Below are 17,534 nucleotides of genomic sequence, written 5' to 3' on the forward strand. Positions count from 1 at the left end.
CTCGTCAAATGACAGGGGCGCCCCCCGGCGGCACCACCGGCAGGCCGTCCGGCGCGCCCTTCTCGATGAGCCGCCACACGGCGTCGGTGTCGAGATGCCGCTCGACGAGGTCGCCCAGCGCGTCCAGCGTCGCTTCCCGCAGCGCGGCGAACGACACGTCCGGCGCCGGGGCGAAGTCGCGTCCCGCCGTCTCCGCGACGTCCCTCAGGAAGGCCCGCCGGAATCCGTCGTTCTCCATGGCGCCGTGCCAGGTCGTCCCCCAGACGGCGCCCACCCGGCACCCGTCGAGGAACGGCTCGCCGCCTTCCACGGACACGATGCCGTGGTGGATCTCGTAAGCGTCGACATTCTCGCCATAAGCGCTTCCCGTGGGCCGCCCGAGGGTCTTCTCGCTCTCGAAGACGACCCTTGCCGGCAGCAGGCCGAGCCCCTCGACGCGCCCGGTCCCCGATTCGACGCCGTCCTCGATCTCCCGCGCGAGCATCTGATGGCCGCCGCAGATGCCGAGCACCGGACGCCCTTCCCGGGCCCGCCGCACGATCTCGTCCGCCATTCCCCGCTCGCGCAGCCACGCCAGATCGCTGACCGTCGCCCGCGTCCCCGGCAGCACCACGAGATCGGCCTCCGCGAGGTCGCCGGCGCTGGCGGCGTACCGCACCACGACGCCCGGCTCGCAGGCCAGCGCGTCCAGGTCGGTGAAATTCGAGACGCGCGGGAACCGCACGACCGCGATCCGCAGCGTCTGCCTCCCGAAAGGCGCGGCGGCATCGGGACGCGGCGCGTCCAGGGCGAGAGTGTCCTCGGAGTCCAGATACAGCCCGAGCGTCCACGGCAGCACGCCCAGAACGGGACGCCCGGTGAGCCGCCGCAATTGCTCCAGGCCCGGCTCCAGCAATTCCTTCGCGCCCCGGAACTTGTTGACGACGAATCCCGCGATGAGCGCCTGATCGGCCGGCTCCAGCAGCGCGACGGTCCCGAACAGCGACGCGAACACCCCGCCGCGGTCGATGTCCCCGACCACGACGACCGGCAGGTCCGCCATTCTCGCGAGGCCCATGTTGACGATGTCCCCGGCGCGCAGGTTGATCTCCGCCGGGCTCCCCGCGCCCTCGCAGACCACCACGTCGTACTCGCTCCGGAGCTCGTCCAGGCTCTCCTTCACGACCCCGCGGAGCCGTTCCTTGTGGTCGCCGTACTGGAGCGCGTCCACCTCGGCGACCGGCCGGCCCAGCACCACGACCTGGCTGCGCCGGTCGCTGCCCGGCTTCAGCAGCACCGGGTTCATCACCGCGCGCGGCTCCACCCCGGCCGCCTGCGCCTGCATGTACTGTGCCCGCCCGATCTCGGCGCCGTCCGCCGTCACCATCGAGTTCAGCGACATGTTCTGCGCCTTGAACGGCGCCACCTTCACGCCCCGCCGCGCCAGCCACCGGCACAGCCCGGCCGTCACCACGCTCTTGCCCGCGTCGGACGTCGTCCCCGCGACCAGCAGACCGCCGCTCACCGCGCCGCCCACACCAGCGCCGCCGCCGCGGCCGTCACCGCCGCCGACAACCGCACCGCCCGCCCGATGTCGCGGACCTCCGGAGCCCGCCCGTCCCCCATCTCGGGCCGCCGCTCCACCGCGCCGCCGTACGAGTTCGTCCCGCCCAGCCGGACGCCCAGCGCGCCGGCGAACGCGGCCTCGCACCGTCCCGCGTTGGGGCTCGGGTGATTGCCGCCGTCCCGCCGCAGCACGCGCCACGCGTCCCGTCCCGAACAGAGGACGACGAGCATCCCCGTCACCCGCGCCGGAACCCAGTTCGCCGCGTCGTCCAGCCGCGCCGCCGCCCATCCGAACCGCTCGTAACGCGGATTCCGGTAGCCGACCATCGCGTCCAGGGTGTTGACGGCCCGATAGGCCAGCAGCCCCGGAATGCCGCCCACCGCCCCCCACACCAGCGGGGCTATGGCCGCATCGGACGTGTTCTCCGCCACCGATTCCACGGTCGCCCTGGCCAGTGCCGCCTCGTCCAGCCCCTTGGGGTCCCGCGCGCACAAGTGCGGAAGCCGCCCCCGCGCGGCGTCCAGATCACCCTCGTTCAGGACCCGCTCCATGGCGAGCCCTTCACGTCCCAAAGACGTCCCGCCCAGAACGGCCCACGTGGCGGCCGCCGTCAGCACGACCCTCAGAGGCCCCCGCGCGGCCCGTTCCAGCAGCAGCCCCGTGGCCACGGCGCCGCCCACGAGAACCCCGGTGTAGACGACGCCCGCCGCCCGCGAATCCCGGTACACCAGCCGCTCGAACCCCGACGCCAACCGCCCGAACCCCGCGACCGGATGCCCCCTCCTCGGATCCCCGAGAAGCGCGTCCAGCGCCACCCCCAGAACCAGCCCTTCAGCAGAGCCGCGCATCAAGCTCATCCCAGTGACGCTCCAACCAGTCCTGCGCCCGCCGGATCCGCGGGCCCGCCCCACCCTGCCAGATCCGCGCCCAGCCGCCGCCCCGGGCCGCCCTCGCCCGCATCGCCTCGTACGACCGCTCGAACCGCACCCGCGCCGCCGGCAGCACCTCCCGCCGCCGCTCCCGGTCCAGCCCGTACGCGTCGCAGAAGATCCGCACCCGGCGCGCGACGTCCACCCCGTAAAGGAGCGCGTCCCGGTCCGCCGGATCGGCGATCGGCGCCCAGTGCCGCAGCGCCGTCACCACGTCGTACAGCCGCGTCGTCGGCCGCGCCAGGTCGAAGTCGATCAGCGCCGCCGGGGCACCGTCCCGGAACACCACGTTCTCCGGTGTCACGTCGCAGTGCCCGATCAGCTCCGGGGACCCGTCCAGATTGGACGCCTCCCGGTCCCAGTCCCCGTCGGGCACCCCGTACGAGACCACCGCGTCGTGATACCGCCGCAGCAGCATGCCGACGCCCCGCAGCGCGTCCTCCGACACCGCGTACCGGGGCAGCGGCCGGTGCGGCACGTCGCCCGGGACCCAGCTGAGGATCTCCCGCCCGCGCTCGTCCACGCCGAGCACCCGCGGCGCCCCGTCGAACCCGGCCGCCTCCAGATGCCGCAGCAGCCCGTGCACCGCCGCACTGTGCGTCCGAAGCGGCCTGCGCACCGTGTTCCCCACCCGCACCACGCCCTCCGTCACGTCTCCGCCGGAGAGCGGCACCTCGCTGTCCACCGCCACAGCACCCCAAGATATGGCCGTCCGCCCACCGCCCGGTCCCGACGCGTCCCCTGGTGGCCGCGTTATGGATGTGGAGCCGGAGGACGCTCCGCCTTACACTGTGTCCCGGCGTCCCGCCGGGCCGCCGAGCGCCCGTAGCTCAGCTGGATAGAGCATCGGTCTTCTAAACCGACGGTCGCGGGTTCGAATCCTGCCGGGCGCGCCACCCCCCACCAGCGCAAACGTGCGCTTACAAGCCAAGATCCGTGCGGTCGCCCGCATGTCGCGGCCGTGTCCCGTCGAGGTTAGGCGCCGGTGCCGGCAGCGCCCAGGTGATCATCTTCTTGATCTCAACCGAACTCGAGGTCATACGGTCCCCCGCATGACCTGCACGCCGTGCAGGGCTCGTACCGCACGTGTTAAAGGGGGACCCCTATGACGACCGAGCAGCTTTCCGACGCCGAACTCGCCGGACAGCCCGCCGCGTACTGGACCGGTGTCGCCTACGAGGCGCTGATCGCCTACATCCGGGCCCGGCAGGCCGAAAAGGGCTACACCCAGCCCCAGTTCTGGCTGCTGCGCAACCTGTCGGCGAACGACATCTCGCCCACCGGCGACGGGATGACCCTGTCCGAGCTGCGAGCGGCCATGGCCTCCTACATCCGTCCCGAGGACGACCTGGCGGCCGAGGCCGAGGTGCTCGTGGAACGGGGCTGGCTGCGCCGGGACGCCGAGGACCGGCTGTGGCTGACCGAGGAGGGGGAGCGGGCGCGCGTGGAGCTCGCGCGCAACGCCCCCGCGATCCGCGCCGCCCTTCACGAGGGCATCGACGACGCGGAGTACGTCACCACGATCAAGGTGCTCCAGCGGTTGATCCGCAACGCGGGCGGAACGGTCGCCTGACGCGGATCCCGTGCGCCTCAGCCCGGGCGGCCTCGCTTCCGCGACCGTCCTCCCGCGGGTCGGTTCGGGGCGAGGCTTCCCTTCTGTGCACGTGGGCGCTACCTTGCGAGACAGAAACCAGAATTCACTTCAGTTTCGGAGGTGGTCGGGTTGACGTCAGCCGCCACGGCCGGGCGACCCGGGTGCCGTCCGCGGGAGCTTCCGCCGTCCATGGTCGAGCGGATGACGCTCATCCTGGACGCGTTCCGCGGTACGACGACGCGGCTGACCCTCGAGGAGGTCGTCCACGCGACGGGGCTGCCGAGGTCCACCACGCACCGGATCCTCGACCAGCTGGTGCGGGCGGCGTGGCTGGAGCACGCGCCTCCCGGGTACCTGCTCGGGCGGCGCTCCCTGCGGCTCGGCAGCGACGCCCAGGGGTTCGTCGACCTGCGGTCGGCCGCCGCCCCGGTGCTGCACGAGTTGCAGCTCAGGACCGGGATGGTCGTGCACCTCGCCGTGCTGGAGGACACCCGCGTCCGCTATCTGGACAAGATCGGGGGCCGGTTCGCCGCCCGGGTGCCCTCGCGGGTGGGCGGAAGCGCCGTGGCCCACTCCACCGCGCTCGGCAAGGCGATGCTGGCCTGCCTGCCGGCGGAGGAGGTCGACGGACGGGTCGGTGCCCCGATGAGCCGGCTGACCCAGCGCACGATCGGGGACCTGCGGACGCTGTACCAGGAGCTGCACCGGATCCGGGCCCGCGGCGGGGTCGCCTACGAACGCGGTGAGCACACCCCCGGCATCTCGTGCGTCGCCGCGGCCGTGCGCGGTCCGGAGGGTCCGCTCGGGGCCGTCTCGCTCGCCGGCGAGGCCGGGTGCCTGCTGGAGACCGCCGCCCCGCTGGTGGCCGCCGCGGCGCGGACGATCTCGGTGGAGCTCGTCTCGGCGGTCGAGAGGCATCCCGGTGACGCGCCGGCGGAGACCTGGTCGGCCGAGACGCTGGCCCGTCTCGCGGCGATCGGCCGGGACGGCGCCTGGATCTGAGCGCGGCTGCGCGGGTGCGGTCCGGCGGGTGCGCACGGCACAATCGACCGCGTCGAGACGAAGGAGAAGCAGTGCCACGCATCGCCGATCCCCGGCCGGCGGCCGAGCCCAGGTCGCCGCACCAGAAGGACCGCCATGAGCGCATCCTGCGGGCGGCGCGGAGGCTCGGCGGCGTGCACGACCTCGATCGGGTCCAGATGCAGGACGTGGCCAACGAGGCCGGGGTCGCGATCGCCACCCTGTACCGCTACTTCCCCTCGAAGACCCACCTGTTCGCCGCCGTGAAGCGCAAGCAGGTCGAGCTGTTCGCGGAGGAGGTGTCCCGGCTGAGGGCGGCGTCGGAGAACCCCCTCGACGCGGTGGTGAGGACCCTCGTGCGGGCCAGGGAGGAGATGATGCGGCGGCCGCAGCTGTCGCGCACCATCCTCCAGGCCGACCAGACCGCGCAGGCCACCGCGAACGGCCCCTGGTCGTCGGACCGCACGTTCCGCGACATGCTGCTCGCGGCGGCCGGGATCGACGCCCCGGAACCCGCCGACGAGCGGTTGGTGCGGCTCCTCGAATCGTGCTGGTACGGCGTGTTGCTGTCCTGCCTGAACGCGAGGCTCTCCCCGGCGGAGGCGGACGTCGACATCCGGGTCTCGTGCGAGATGCTGCTCGGCGCGCGGCTGGGCGGCACGACGGACTGACGAGCAATGTCGGTGGTGTCGCGTTTAATCGAGGGGTGGACGTCGAAGAGCGCATCGCGGAGCTGACCGCCGAGGTCAGGCGGCTGAACGACCTGTACTACGGCACCGGCGACAGCCCGCTGCCGGACGCGGACTACGACGCGCTGAAGGACGAGCTGGCGGCGCTCGTCGCCGAGCACCCCGAGCTCGAACCGGCGGACAGCCCGCTCGGGAAGGTCAACGCGCCGGCGGAGCTGACCGGCCCGACCGTCCGGCACGCGCGGCCGATGCTCTCGCTGGCGAAGGCGACGAGCGAGGAGCAGATCCGCACGTTCTGCGAGCGCTTCGGCGGCCAGGTGTTCCGCGTGTCGGAGAAGCTCGACGGCCTCTCGCTCAGCGTCGTCTACACCGACGGGCGGCTCGACTACGTCGCCACCCGCGGCACCGGCGCGGTCGGCGAGCTGGTGACCGAGAAGGTGCGCCATGTGATCCCGGGGCTGCCGACCGCGATCCAGGAGCCCGGACGCGTCGAGGTCCGGGGCGAGGCGGTGATGCTGCGGTCGGTGTGGGCCGCCTACAACGAGGCGCACCCGGACAAGACGCTGACCAACCCCCGGTCGGGCGCCGCCGGGACGCTCGTGCTGAAGGATCCCGAGGCGGCGGCGAAGGCCGAGCGGCTGCTGCGGTTCTACGCGTTCGGCGCCGACCGCGACGGCGTCGCGATGGACCTCCCGGCGGGCTTCGAGCCGGTCGCCCAGTACGTGTGCGCGTCCGCCGGCGAGGTGGTGGACGCGATCGCCGAGATCGGCGGCCGCCGCGACGGGCTGGACTACGACATCGACGGTGCCGTGGTACGGCTGCACGAGCCGGCGGCGTTCGACGCGGCGGGCTTCAACAGCGCCGAGCCGCGCGGGGCGATCGCGTTCAAGTACCCGCCGGAGGAGAAGCTGACCACGCTGCTGTCGGTCGAGTGGCCGGTCGGCAAGATCGGCCGCGTCCCGCCGCGCGCGAAGGTCGCGCCGGTGTTCGTCGGCGGCGTGACGGTGGAGAACATCACCCTGCACAATCCGCGCCTGATCCGCGAGCGCGACCTGCGGATCGGCGACACGGTGGCGGTCGTGCGGCGCGGCGACGTGATCCCGTTCGCGGGACGGTCGCTGCCGGAGCGGCGCGACGGCGGCGAGATCGAGATCGTCCCGCCGACGCACTGCCCGTCGTGCGGTTCGGAGCTGGAGGTCCGCGGCACCGGCGAGGAGCGCTGGTGCGTGAACCTCCAGTGCCCGGCGCAGGCGACGCGCCGGCTGATGCACTGGGCCTCGCGCCAGGCGGCCGACATGGAGGGCGTCGGCGACGTCTGGATCGAGAAGCTCGCCGAGGACGGCGTGCTCAAGCGCCGCAGCGACCTGTACGACCTGACCGCCGAGCAGCTGCTCGGCTACGAGCGGATGGGCGAGGTCAGCGCCCGGAACATGGTCGACTCGATCGCGTCCTCCAAGGGCATGGGGCTGCGCCGCGCGCTGATCGGGCTGGCGATCCCGATGGCGTCCGAGGGCACGGCGAAGCGGCTGTGCCTGGCCGGCTACGAGCGCGTCGAGGACGTCGCGGCGGCGACCGTCGAGGACCTGGTGGCCATCCGCGACATCGGGCCGAAGGCCGCCGAGAGCATCGTGGCGTTCTTCGCCCGCGCGGACGTCCGGGAGGAGATCACGGCGCTGCGCGAGCGCGGCGTGAACCTCGACGTGCTGGACGAGGACCGGCCGGTCGACGCGGCGGCCGCGGGCGACTCGCCGCTCAAGGGCGCGTCGGTCGTGATCACCGGCGCGTTCACCGACCCGCGCTCGGGCGCGAAGATCAGCCGGCCGGACGTCACGCGGCTGGTCGAGCAGGCGGCGGCGACCACCGCCTCGTCGGTCTCGGCCAACACCGACTATCTGCTCGCGGGCGCCAACGTCGGGGCCGCGAAGACCGGCAAGGCCGAGAAGCTCGGGGTCACCGTCGTGCAGCAGGACGAGCTGTGGCGCTGGCTGGCCGAGGCCGGGGTGATCTGAATGCGCATCGTCGCGGTGGCGGACACGCACACCTACCACGACGACCTCGCCGTGCCCGACGGCGACGTCTTCGTCCACGCGGGCGACCTGTGCCGGCGCGGCGAGGACCTCGCGGAACTCCGGGAGGCCGCCGACTGGCTGCGGGCCCTCCCCCACCGGACGAAGATCGTCGTCGCCGGCAACCACGACCGGATGCTGGAGGACCGGCCCGACCGGGCGCGCGCGGTCCTGGCCGAGCGCGGCATCCGCTACCTGCAGGACAGCGGGACCGAGATCGACGGCGTCACGTTCTGGGGCAGCCCCTGGCAGCCGGCGTTCAACGACTGGGCCTTCAACCTTCCGCGCGGCCGCCGGCTGGCCCGCAAGTGGGCCCTGATCCCCGAACGGGTCGACGTCCTGATCACGCACGGCCCGCCGCTGGGCATCGGCGACGCCGGCGCCCCGCCGGGCCGCCACGGCTGCGCGGACCTGCTGGCGCGGGTGCGGCAGGTCCGCCCCAGGCTGCACCTGTTCGGGCACATCCACCAGGACGGCGGCCTCTGGCACCACGACGGGACGGCCTTCGCGAACGTCACCACCTGGGAGTGCGAGCGCGGCCCGACCGTCATCCTGCTGGACGCCGCGGGCGCCGTCGGCGAGGTCGTCCCTCCGGCACGCAGCGGCTAGCCGGTTCAGGGCTTCAGGGCGACGCCGCTCCACATGGTGGACGGGGTGGAGGCGAGGGCCGGGACGTCCGGGCGCCATTCGGGGGCCCGGACGAGGCCGGGCTCGACGAGGTCGAGGCCGTCGAGGAACGCCGCCACCTGGTCGCGGCTGCGCAGCGTGATCGTCTGCGCCATGGCCTCGTTGAGCCGGTCGGCCATGGTCGCCATCCTGGCGGCCTGGATGTCGGTGGCCGGATGGGAGATCGCCACGTAGCTGCCGCTCGGGACCGCGTCGACCAGCGTGCGGACGACCCCGTACGGGTCGGACTCGTCCGGCACGTACTGCATGATCGCGATCAGCATCACCGCGACCGGCCGCTCGAAGTCCAGGATCTCGCGCGCCGCGTCCAGGACGGTGCCGGTGTCGCGGACGTCGGCGTCGATGTAGGAGGTGGCGCCGGCCGGGGTGCCGTTGAGCAGGGCGCGGGCGTGCGCGAGGACGACCGGGTCGTTGTCGACGTACACGACGCGGCTCTCGGGGGCGGCGGCCTGCGCGACCTCGTGGGTGTTGTCGGCCGTGGGGATGCCGGTGCCGATGTCCAGGAACTGCCGGACGCCCCGCTCGGCGGCCAGGAAGCGGACGGCGCGGGCCAGGAACGCCCGGGTGTTGCGCACCGAGGCGACCATGTCGGGCAGCGCCGCGATGGCCTGCTCCGCGGCCTCCCGGTCGGGCTCGTAGTTGTCCTTGCCGCCGAGCCAGTAGTCCTGGATGCGGGCGATGTGCGCAACGCTGGTGTCGAACGAGGGCGTGTCCGGCGCCCTGTCGTGCGTCTCCCCGGCCATCGTGGGACCTCCAGACCTCCCGGCGCCGAGTCGCCGCCCAGCCTAGACCGGCAAGATCCGCGGAGTGGGGGCTTTCGGGCGGCTCGCCCGGCGCACGGCCCGGGGCAATGACCCGGCCATGCGGTGTCCAAGAATCCCGTTGCCGCGCTGTCCCCGGCGGGGTCGCGGGTAGCCGCACTTCACGGGGGGTGGCGGCTATGCGCATCGGTGGGCCCGTCGTCCCGATGGCGGCGACGGCGATCGACCGCGTCCCGGACGAGGCGGCCTGTCCCGGCGGGTGCCGGTACGAGCCCAAGTGGGACGGGTTCCGTGCGCTGGCGATCGTGAACGAGAAGGGCGGCGTGCGCCTGTGGTCGCGGCGCCTGAAGAGCTTCAACGACGCGTTCCCCGAGGTCGTGCCGGCGGTCTTCGACGCGCTGCCGCCGGGGACGGTGGTCGACGGCGAGATCGTCCGCTGGGGGCGCGACGGGCGCCTGGACTTCGCGGCGTTGCAGCGCCGGCACGTCGCCGGGCGCCGCCGCCGCGAGCTCGCGCTGACCGAGCCGTGCCATTACGTGGTGTTCGACGTCCTGGAGGCCGGCGGGACCGACTACCGGCCCAGGCCGCTGTCCGAGCGCCGCGAGGCCCTCGAACACCTCCTGTCCGGCGTGCCGGACACGTCCCGGATCGTGCTGTGCCCGCAGATGCGCGACGTGGGCGAGGCCCGGGTGTGGTTCGAGATCCTGCCCGCGCAGGGCATCGAGGGCCTCGTCGTCAAGGCCGCCTCGGGCCGCTACCAGGAGGGCAAGCGCGGCTGGTGGAAGGTCAAGCACCGCACCACCACCGAGGCCGTCGTCGGCGGCGTCACGGGCAGCGCCGCCGCCCCGGAGACCCTGATCCTCGGCCGGTACCGGCCGGACGGGCGGCTGCGCGTCGTCGCCCGCTCCGGTCCCCTGCCCCCGGCCGCGCGCCGTGAGCTCGCCGGCCTGCTGGCGCCCGCCGGGGACGACCACCCGTGGCCGGCGGTCCTGTCCGCCGGATGGGCCGGCGGGATGCCCGGCGCGGAGGCGCCCACCCCGTACGTCCGGGTCGTCCCGGACGTCGTCGTCGAGATCAGCGTGGACGCCGCGACGGAGCACGGCCGGTGGCGCCACTCGGTCCGGTACGTCCGGACGCGCAGGGACCTGCACCCGACGGACGTTCCCCAGGGCCTCGACCTGGAGTGACTCAGGACGGCATCAGGGTCCGGGCCAGGAGGAGCGTCACGTCGTCCTCGGCGGTCCTCGTCACCATGGTGTCGACCACGCCGGCGCAGAGGCGGTCCAGCGGGACGTCGGGACGGGCCAGGGCCGCGCCGAGGCGCCGCATGCCCGCGCCGAGGTCGTCGTCGCGGCGCTCGATCAACCCGTCGGTGTACATGGCCAGCAGGGTCCCCGGGGCGAGCTCGACCTCGGCGGACCGGTGCGCGCCGAACCCGAGCCCGATCGGGGTGCCCGCGGGAAGGTCGGGGAAGGAGACGCCGCCCCCGGGATCGACGATCGCGGGCGGGAGGTGCCCGGCCGAGGCCATGGAGCAGCGCCGGGTGGCCGGGTCGTAGACGATGTACAGGCAGGTCGCGGCGATGGGCGACAGGGCGCTGCCCTGCTCCTCCTCGTCCTGGCGCGCGTACAGCTCGTCGAGGCGGGCGAGCAGTTCGGCCGGAGGGAGGCCGAGGTAGGCGAGCGTCCGCATGGCGGTGCGCAGGCGCCCCATGCTCGCGGCGGCGTTGATCCCGTGCCCGGTCACGTCGCCCACCGCGAGGGCGAGGCGGGAGTCGGGCAGCGGAATCGTGTCGTACCAGTCGCCTCCCACGCCCTGGTGGACGTCGGACGGCAGGTAGCGCGAGGCCAGCTCCATCATGTCCCCGCCGCACAGCCTGCGCGGCAGGAGCTGCCGCTGGAGGGCGAGGGACGCGTCGTGCTCGCGGGTGTACTGGCGCGCGTTGTCCAGGCTCAGCGCGGCGCGGGCCGCGAGCTCCTCGGCGAGCACCAGGTCGTCCCGGGTGAACGGCGCCTTGTTGTCGGTGCGGACGAACACGGCGATGCCGAGGAGGCTGCCGCGGGCCCACAGCGGGACGATGATCAGCGTGTGCATGCCCATGGCGTCGATGACCCGGGCGCGGTCGGGGTCGGCGTCGAGCCAGCTCCCCGGCGAGGTGTCCATCTCGGGTTCGAAATGGGCGCGGCCGGACTCCAGGACCAGGGTGAACGGGGACCGGGGCGGCACGTACACCGGCTGCCCCTGCGGCCACAGGGACTCGGGGATCCCGGCGTGGATCGAGGTCAGGCCCGCGCGGCGGAACACGGGGATGCCGCTGTCGCCGGCCTCCAGCCGCTCCAGGGGTTCCGTCCCCGGCAGGACGGCCTCGGTGAGGTCGACGGTGGCGTAGTCGGCGAACGCCGGGACGGCGAGGTCGGTGAGCTCCTGGGCGGTCCGCTGGACGTCGAGGGTGGTGCCGATCTGGACGCTGGCCCGGCGGAGCAGGGCCAGCCGCTCGCGCGCCCGGCTGTGGGTGATGTCGATGGCCATCAGGCACACGCCGAGGGGGCGCGAGTCGAGGGCCTCGACGCGGAACAGGAACGTCGAGAACGTGCTCTCCCCGCCGGTGCCGCCCCACCGGGACTCGCGGTCCAGCACCGGGACGCCGTCGGCGAGCACCTCGCGGATCAGCTCCGGCGGGACGAGGGGTTCGAGCTCGCCGGGGCTCTCGGGCAGCGGCCGGCCCACCCGGAAGCAGGGGAAGGCCTCCTCCAGCCGCTGCGCCCGCTCGTTCCGCCAGACCGACCGCAGGTCGGTGTCCCAGGCGACCATCACCACGGGCGCGGCGCTGAGCAGCGGCTCCAGCACGGACGTGCCGAGGGTGAACACCGAGGCGGGGATCGCCGCCACCACCCAGGCGGGCGCCCCGCCCGGGGTGGTGATCCGGATCCGCTCGAGGTGCGTGACGATCTGGCCGCCGTCCTCGTGGCGGAGGTCGACCATGCCGACCCGGTAGTCGTCGTCGCCGTGGCCGCCGTTCCACGTCCAGATGCGGCGTGCGCGGTCGCGCTCCATGCGCAGGTCGGTGCCGGGGCGGCCGAGGATCCCCTCCGCCGGATAGCCGAGCAGCTCGCCGGCCGCCTTCGACCATCCGACCACGTCGCCGCGGGCGTCGAGGACGGCGACCGCCGGGACGGGAGCGTCCCTGCCGTGCTCCCAGATGTTGCTCCGCGCCATGGAGCCATACAACCACGCGACCATCCGCCTGACGTGCGAAGCATCACCATGTGGACACGGTGAGTCACGAACAGTGGTCATCATCCGACCGGTGAGGAACCGCCCGCGCGGCCGGTTTCCTGGACGATCCGCCGGACGACGGAGACGGCGCGCGCCAGGTGGGGTTCGGTGCGGTCGGTCCGGTGGGCGATGGCCAGGTCGACGCCGGCGGCGGGACGGGCCAGGGGGCGGAAGACGACGCCGTCGAGGGCCAGGGCCGTCACCGGTTCGGGGACGACGGCTACGCCGAGGCCGCCCGCGACGAGGGTGACGAGGGTCGAGGTCTCGCCGACCTCGTGCCGGATCCGGGGCTCCACGGCGGCGTCGCGGAAGAGGCCGAGCACCACGTCGTACATCACGGAGCGGCGGTCGGCGGAGTGCACGATGAGGTCGGCGCCGGCCAGGTCGGCGACCTCCACCCGCCGCTGGGCGGCGAGCGGGTGGTCGGCGGGGACGGCGACGACGAGCCGGTCCCGGCGCAGCGGCAGGACGGTGAGGGACAGGTCGGCGATCGGCGGGCGCAGCAGCGCGAGGTCGATCTCGCCGGTGCGCAGCGCGGCGGCCTGGTCGGGCACGAGCATCTCGCCGCGGAAGGAGAAGTCGACGCCGGACAGTTCGAGGGAGAGGCCCCGGGAGAGCGCGGGCAGGAGGCTGTAGGTGGCCGAGCCGACGCAGCCGATCGTGAGGTGCCCGACGGCGCCGGCCGCGATCCGGCGGGCCTCGTGGGCCGCCTCGTCCACCTCGCCGAGGATCCTCCGTGCCCGCGCGAGGTAGCCGCGGCCCGCGTCGGTGAGGTCGACCCGGCGCGTGCTGCGGTGGAGGAGCTCGACGCCGAGATCGGTCTCCAGCCGGCGGATCGCCTGCGACAGCGGCGGCTGGGCCATGTTGAGCCGTTCGGCGGCGCGGCCGAAGTGGAGTTCCTCGGCGACGGCGACGAAGTAGCGCAGGTGACGGAGATCCATATGGAGCAAGTATCAATCAGTACGAATATTGATACTTCACTGTATCAAGGGAGGCCACCTAGCCTCGGTGGCATGAGCACCTACCTGTACTCGGCCGTCCGGACGCCGTTCGGGCGGTTCAACGGCGCCCTGGCGGGCGTGCGGCCCGACGACCTCGCGGCGGGCGTGATCACCGCGCTGCTGGAGCGGGCGCCCCGGCTGGACGCCGCCGCGATAGGCGAGGTCGTCTGGGGGAACGCGAACGGCGCGGGCGAGGAGAACCGCAACGTCGGCCGGATGGCCGCGCTGCTCGCCGGGCTGCCGACGAGCGTGCCCGGCACGACCGTCAACCGGCTGTGCGGGTCCAGCCTCGACGCGGCGATGATCGGGTCCCGGACGATCGAGACCGGCGACGCCGACGTGGTGCTGGCCGGCGGCGTCGAGTCGATGACCCGGGCGCCGTGGGTGCTGCCGAAGCCGGCGAAGGGGTTCCCCGCCGGGAACGTCACCGCGGTGTCGACCACGCTCGGCTGGCGGCTGGTCAACCCGCGCATGCCGGAGGAGTGGACCGTCTCCCTGGGTGAGGCCAACGAGCTGCTCCAGGAGAGGTACGGCGTCGGCCGCGAGCGCCAGGACGCGTTCGCCCTGCGCTCGCACCGGCTCGCCGCGGCCGCCTGGGACGAGGGCTTCTACGACGACCTGGTGGTCCCCGTCGAGGGGCTGAAGCGCGACGAGGGCATCCGCGCGGACACGTCGCTGGAGAAGCTGTCCGGCCTCAAGCCGAGCTTCCGCCCGGACGGCACCATCACCGCCGGCAACGCCTCGCCGCTGAGCGACGGCGCGTCCGCCCTGCTGCTCGGCTCCGCCGAGGCCGCAGGCCGGATCGGCCTGGAGCCGCTGGCGCGCATCGCCGGGCGGGGCGCGTTCGCCCTCGACCCGCAGGACTTCGGGTACGCCCCGGTCGAGGCGGCGAACCGCGCCCTCGCGCGGGCCGGGATCGGCTGGGACCGGGTGGGCGCCGTCGAGCTGAACGAGGCGTTCGCCGTGCAGTCGCTCGTCTGCGTCGACGCCTGGGGCGTCGACCCGGCGATCGTCAACACCCGGGGCGGCGCGATCGCGATCGGCCACCCGCTCGGGGCCAGCGGCGCCCGCGTCCTCGGCACGCTCGCGAAGGTGCTCCGCGAGCGCGGCGAGCGCTGGGGCGTCGCGGCCATCTGCATCGGCGTCGGGCAGGGCCTCGCCGTCGTCCTCGAGAACACCGACACGGAGGCCGGGGCGTGAGCCGCACGGAGATCCTGGAGAGCATCGACGAGGCCGTCCGCGGGATCGAGGACGGCAGCACCGTCCTGGTCGGCGGCTTCGGCTTCGCGGGCATGCCGTTCGACCTCGTCGACGGGCTGATCCGGCAGGGCGCGAAGGACCTCACCATCGTGTCCAACAACGCCGGCAACGGGGACGTCGGGCTCGCCGCGCTGCTCAAGGCCGGGCGGGTGCGCAAGGTGATCTGCTCCTTCCCCCGGCAGAGCGACTCCTACGTCTTCGACGAGCTGTACCGGGACGGGAGGATCGAGCTGGAGATCGTGCCGCAGGGCAACCTCGCGGAGCGGATGCGCGCGGCGGGCGCGGGCATCGGCGCCTTCTACTGCCCGACCGGCGTCGGCACCCCGCTGGCGGAGGGCAAGGAGACCCGGACGATCGACGGCCGCGTCCACGTCCTGGAGTACCCGATCCGGGGCGACGTGGCGCTGATCAGCGCCCACCGCGCCGACACGCTGGGCAACCTCGTCTACCGCAAGACCGCCCGCAACTTCGGCCCCGTCATGGCGACCGCCGCGGCCACCACGATCGTGCAGGTGGGCGGCGTCGCCGCCGCCGGGGACCTCGACCCGGAGGCGGTCGTCACGCCGGGCATCTACGTCGACCGCGTGGTACGGGTCGAGGAACGCCACTACACCGTCCAAGGAGCGCGCTGACGATGTCCCCCACTACCGAGTCCTCCACCACGGAGGCCGGCGCCGCCGAGTCCTCCGCCACCGGGCCCCTCACCCCGGACGAGCTCGCGGCGGTCGTCGCCCGCGACATCCCGGAGGGCTCCTACGTCAACCTCGGCATCGGCCGTCCCACCAAGGTCGCCGACCACCTCCCGGACGGCTCGGGCGTCGTGCTGCACACCGAGAACGGCATGCTCAACATGGGGCCCGCCGCGACGGGCGACGAGATCGACCCGGACCTCACCAACGCCGGGAAGGTCCCGGTGACGGAGCTTCCCGGCGCGTCGTACTTCCACCACGCGGACTCGTTCGCGATGATGCGCGGCGGCCACCTCGACGTGTGCGTGCTGGGCGCGTTCCAGGTCTCGGCCACCGGGGACCTCGCGAACTGGAGCACCGGCGCCCCCGGCGCGATCCCGGCCGTCGGCGGCGCGATGGACCTGGCCATCGGCGCCAAGCAGGTGTTCGTGATGATGACGCTGTTCGACAAGCAGGGCCGGTCGAAGCTGGTGCCCGCGTGCACCTACCCGCTGACCGGCGTCGGCTGCGTCAGCCGCGTCTACACCGACGTCGCCGTCATCGACGTCGGCCCGGACGGCGCGTCGGTCCGCGAGACCTTCGGCATCACGCTCGACGAGCTCCGCGAGCGGGTGCCGGTGCCCCTCAAGGCCGCCTGACACCGGAGCGGCCCGGCGGCCGCGGTCCATCGCGGACCGCGGCCGCCGGGCCGTCCCGTTCTCCAGGTGGTGCGGTGCCGGGGCGGCTCGCCCGCCGGCCCGGCACCGGGCTCAGCCGCCGGTCCCGGTGAGCGCGTCCGGCCGCGCGGACGACAGCGGGATCGGCGTGAACATCGGCGGCTCCTCGGACGGGTCCAGCGCGGTCGGCCCGTAGAGCCAGTCCACGAACGCGTAGTCGTAGGTGTCGCGCTCCCGCAGCAGGACGTTCCGCTGCCGCCGCGCGAGCCCGTCGAGATGCCACAGCTCGCCCCAGGCGCGCGACGTGCTCACGACGCGGCGGCAGTGCTCGGGCCGGACGGCCTGGTAGGCGGCGAGGACGGCCGGCCAGTCCACCGACCCGTCGCCCGCGAGGTGCCGGGCGACCTGCTCGCCGAGCACCCACCCGTCCTCGATCGCCATGATCGCGCCCTGCGCGATGTACTGCAGCGGCGGGTGCGCGGCGTCGCCGAGCAGCGCGATGCTCCCGTCCACCCACGTCATGACCGGGTCGCGGTCGTACATCCGCCACCACCGGTCGCGCCACATGTCGGGCAGCCCGCCGCGGACGAAGTCGCAGGTCCCCGCGAACGCCGCGTCCAGCTCGTCGGGCGTCCCCCAGTCCTCCTCGCCGGCGCGGGCCTTGGGCGACTCGAAGACGGCGACCTGGTTGAGCAACTCGCCGCCGCGCAGGCCGTAGTGGACGAAGTGGCAGCGCGGGCCGACGTAGACGACGACCTCGGAGAGGTCGACCTCCGCGGCACGGCCGCTCGCCGTCGGGGTGGTGCCCCGGTAGGCGACGTACGCCGACGACACCGGCTCGTCGTCCACGATCAGCTTCCGCGCCACCGAGTGCAGCCCGTCGGCCACGATGACGACCCGCGCCTCCTCCACGCGGCCGTCGGCGAGCGTCACGCTCGCGCCGCCGGCGGTGTTCGCGCAGGCGGTCACCTGCTGCGACGTGCGCAGGTCGACGCCGGCGCGCTCGCACGCGCGCAGCAGCATGGCGTGCAGGTCGCTGCGGTGGATGACCAGGTACGGGAAGCCGTAGCGGCGCTCCAGGTCGCGCAGGTCCAGGCGGGTCAGCTCGGTGCCGTCGACGGCGTCGCGCATGATCATCGCTTCGGGCAGGACGCCGAGGCTCTTGGCCTCGTCCAGCAGGCCGTAGTCGTCGAGGATGCGCGTGCAGTTCGGGGCGAGCTGGATGCCCGCGCCGACCTCGCCGAACGCGGCGGCCCGTTCGAGCACGCGGACCGCGAGGCCGCGGCGGCTCAGCGCGTAGGCGGCGCCCAGCCCGCCGATCCCGCCGCCGACGACGATCACATCAGGGTCGGTCATGGTC

At 73.7% G+C, this 17,534-nt stretch carries 16 protein-coding genes and 1 tRNA gene; 10 read left to right on the top strand and 7 right to left on the bottom strand.

All coding sequences use genetic code 11. The annotated features are described in order from the left end of the window. Positions 1–4: 4 nt before the first annotated feature. The 3 genes from amrb99_RS30285 to amrb99_RS30295 are packed head-to-tail and all read right to left on the bottom strand — an operon-like array spanning position 5 to position 3,166. Positions 5–1,504 carry a cobyric acid synthase gene (locus tag amrb99_RS30285; RefSeq protein WP_190862476.1) on the bottom strand — a complete coding sequence of 500 codons (1,500 nt, stop codon included), beginning with the start codon at positions 1,502–1,504 and terminating at the stop codon, positions 5–7. Beyond that, positions 1,501–2,394: a cobalamin biosynthesis protein gene (locus amrb99_RS30290; protein ID WP_190862591.1), complete on the bottom strand. Its 894-nt coding sequence runs from the start codon at positions 2,392–2,394 to the stop codon at positions 1,501–1,503. The genes amrb99_RS30285 and amrb99_RS30290 overlap by 4 nt, the downstream gene beginning before the upstream one ends. Next, a complete protein-coding gene (locus tag amrb99_RS30295; protein ID WP_347256930.1) occupies positions 2,378–3,166 on the bottom strand; it encodes an aminoglycoside phosphotransferase family protein in 789 nt (262 codons plus the stop codon). The genes amrb99_RS30290 and amrb99_RS30295 overlap by 17 nt, the downstream gene beginning before the upstream one ends. A 128-nt stretch (positions 3,167–3,294) precedes the next feature. Here amrb99_RS30295 and amrb99_RS30300 point away from each other — a divergent pair. From amrb99_RS30300 to amrb99_RS30325, 6 genes are all read left to right on the top strand, one after another. Then, positions 3,295–3,371, top strand: a tRNA-Arg gene (locus amrb99_RS30300). A 209-nt stretch (positions 3,372–3,580) separates the two neighbouring features. Then, positions 3,581–4,048, top strand: a complete 468-nt coding sequence (locus amrb99_RS30305; RefSeq protein ID WP_190862479.1) for a MarR family winged helix-turn-helix transcriptional regulator — start codon at positions 3,581–3,583, stop codon at positions 4,046–4,048. A 222-nt stretch (positions 4,049–4,270) separates the two neighbouring features. Further along, entirely contained in the window at positions 4,271–5,071 is an 801-nt protein-coding gene (locus tag amrb99_RS30310) for an IclR family transcriptional regulator (RefSeq protein WP_241756080.1), read from the top strand. 71 nt (positions 5,072–5,142) lie between these two features. Continuing rightward, on the top strand, positions 5,143–5,760 hold the full coding sequence (locus amrb99_RS30315; protein WP_190862483.1) for a TetR family transcriptional regulator: 618 nt from the start codon (positions 5,143–5,145) through the stop codon (positions 5,758–5,760). A gap of 35 nt (positions 5,761–5,795) precedes the next feature. Then, a complete protein-coding gene (gene ligA, locus amrb99_RS30320; protein WP_190862485.1) occupies positions 5,796–7,787 on the top strand; it encodes an NAD-dependent DNA ligase LigA in 1,992 nt (663 codons plus the stop codon). Beyond that, on the top strand, positions 7,788–8,453 hold the full coding sequence (locus amrb99_RS30325) for a metallophosphatase domain-containing protein (RefSeq protein WP_190862487.1): 666 nt from the start codon (positions 7,788–7,790) through the stop codon (positions 8,451–8,453). 5 nt (positions 8,454–8,458) lie between these two features. Here amrb99_RS30325 and amrb99_RS30330 read toward each other — a convergent pair whose 3' ends face one another. Further along, entirely contained in the window at positions 8,459–9,274 is an 816-nt protein-coding gene (locus amrb99_RS30330) for an SAM-dependent methyltransferase (RefSeq protein WP_190862489.1), read from the bottom strand. A 197-nt stretch (positions 9,275–9,471) separates the two neighbouring features. Here amrb99_RS30330 and amrb99_RS30335 point away from each other — a divergent pair, with 197 nt between their 5' ends. Further along, a complete protein-coding gene (locus tag amrb99_RS30335; RefSeq protein ID WP_241756081.1) occupies positions 9,472–10,479 on the top strand; it encodes an ATP-dependent DNA ligase in 1,008 nt (335 codons plus the stop codon). A 1-nt stretch (position 10,480) separates the two neighbouring features. On the opposite strand, the gene amrb99_RS30340 is transcribed toward amrb99_RS30335, so the two are convergent. Beyond that, on the bottom strand, positions 10,481–12,508 hold the full coding sequence (locus amrb99_RS30340; RefSeq protein ID WP_190862491.1) for a SpoIIE family protein phosphatase: 2,028 nt from the start codon (positions 12,506–12,508) through the stop codon (positions 10,481–10,483). Between the two features lie 80 nt (positions 12,509–12,588). Beyond that, positions 12,589–13,509, bottom strand: coding sequence for a LysR substrate-binding domain-containing protein (locus amrb99_RS30345; protein ID WP_190862494.1), 921 nt, complete (start codon positions 13,507–13,509; stop codon positions 12,589–12,591). Between the two features lie 72 nt (positions 13,510–13,581). On the opposite strand from amrb99_RS30345, the gene amrb99_RS30350 reads away from it, so the two are divergent. Genes amrb99_RS30350 through amrb99_RS30360 form a run of 3 tightly spaced genes read left to right on the top strand, consistent with a single transcriptional unit; the run spans position 13,582 to position 16,156 of the window. Beyond that, positions 13,582–14,769 (top strand): thiolase family protein, encoded by a 1,188-nt coding sequence (locus amrb99_RS30350; protein WP_190862497.1) that lies wholly within the window; start codon positions 13,582–13,584, stop codon positions 14,767–14,769. Further along, positions 14,766–15,461 carry a 3-oxoacid CoA-transferase subunit A gene (locus tag amrb99_RS30355; protein ID WP_190862499.1) on the top strand — a complete coding sequence of 232 codons (696 nt, stop codon included), beginning with the start codon at positions 14,766–14,768 and terminating at the stop codon, positions 15,459–15,461. Before amrb99_RS30350 ends, amrb99_RS30355 begins: the two co-directional genes overlap by 4 nt. A 2-nt stretch (positions 15,462–15,463) precedes the next feature. After that, on the top strand, positions 15,464–16,156 hold the full coding sequence (locus amrb99_RS30360; protein ID WP_190862501.1) for a 3-oxoacid CoA-transferase subunit B: 693 nt from the start codon (positions 15,464–15,466) through the stop codon (positions 16,154–16,156). Between the two features lie 111 nt (positions 16,157–16,267). On the opposite strand, the gene amrb99_RS30365 is transcribed toward amrb99_RS30360, so the two are convergent. Continuing rightward, positions 16,268–17,530, bottom strand: coding sequence for an FAD-dependent oxidoreductase (locus tag amrb99_RS30365; protein WP_190862503.1), 1,263 nt, complete (start codon positions 17,528–17,530; stop codon positions 16,268–16,270). Positions 17,531–17,534 lie beyond the last annotated feature (4 nt).

Origin of the sequence: Actinomadura sp. RB99, from assembly GCF_014706005.1 — a bacterium.
Taxonomy (GTDB): Bacteria; Actinomycetota; Actinomycetes; order Streptosporangiales; family Streptosporangiaceae; genus Spirillospora.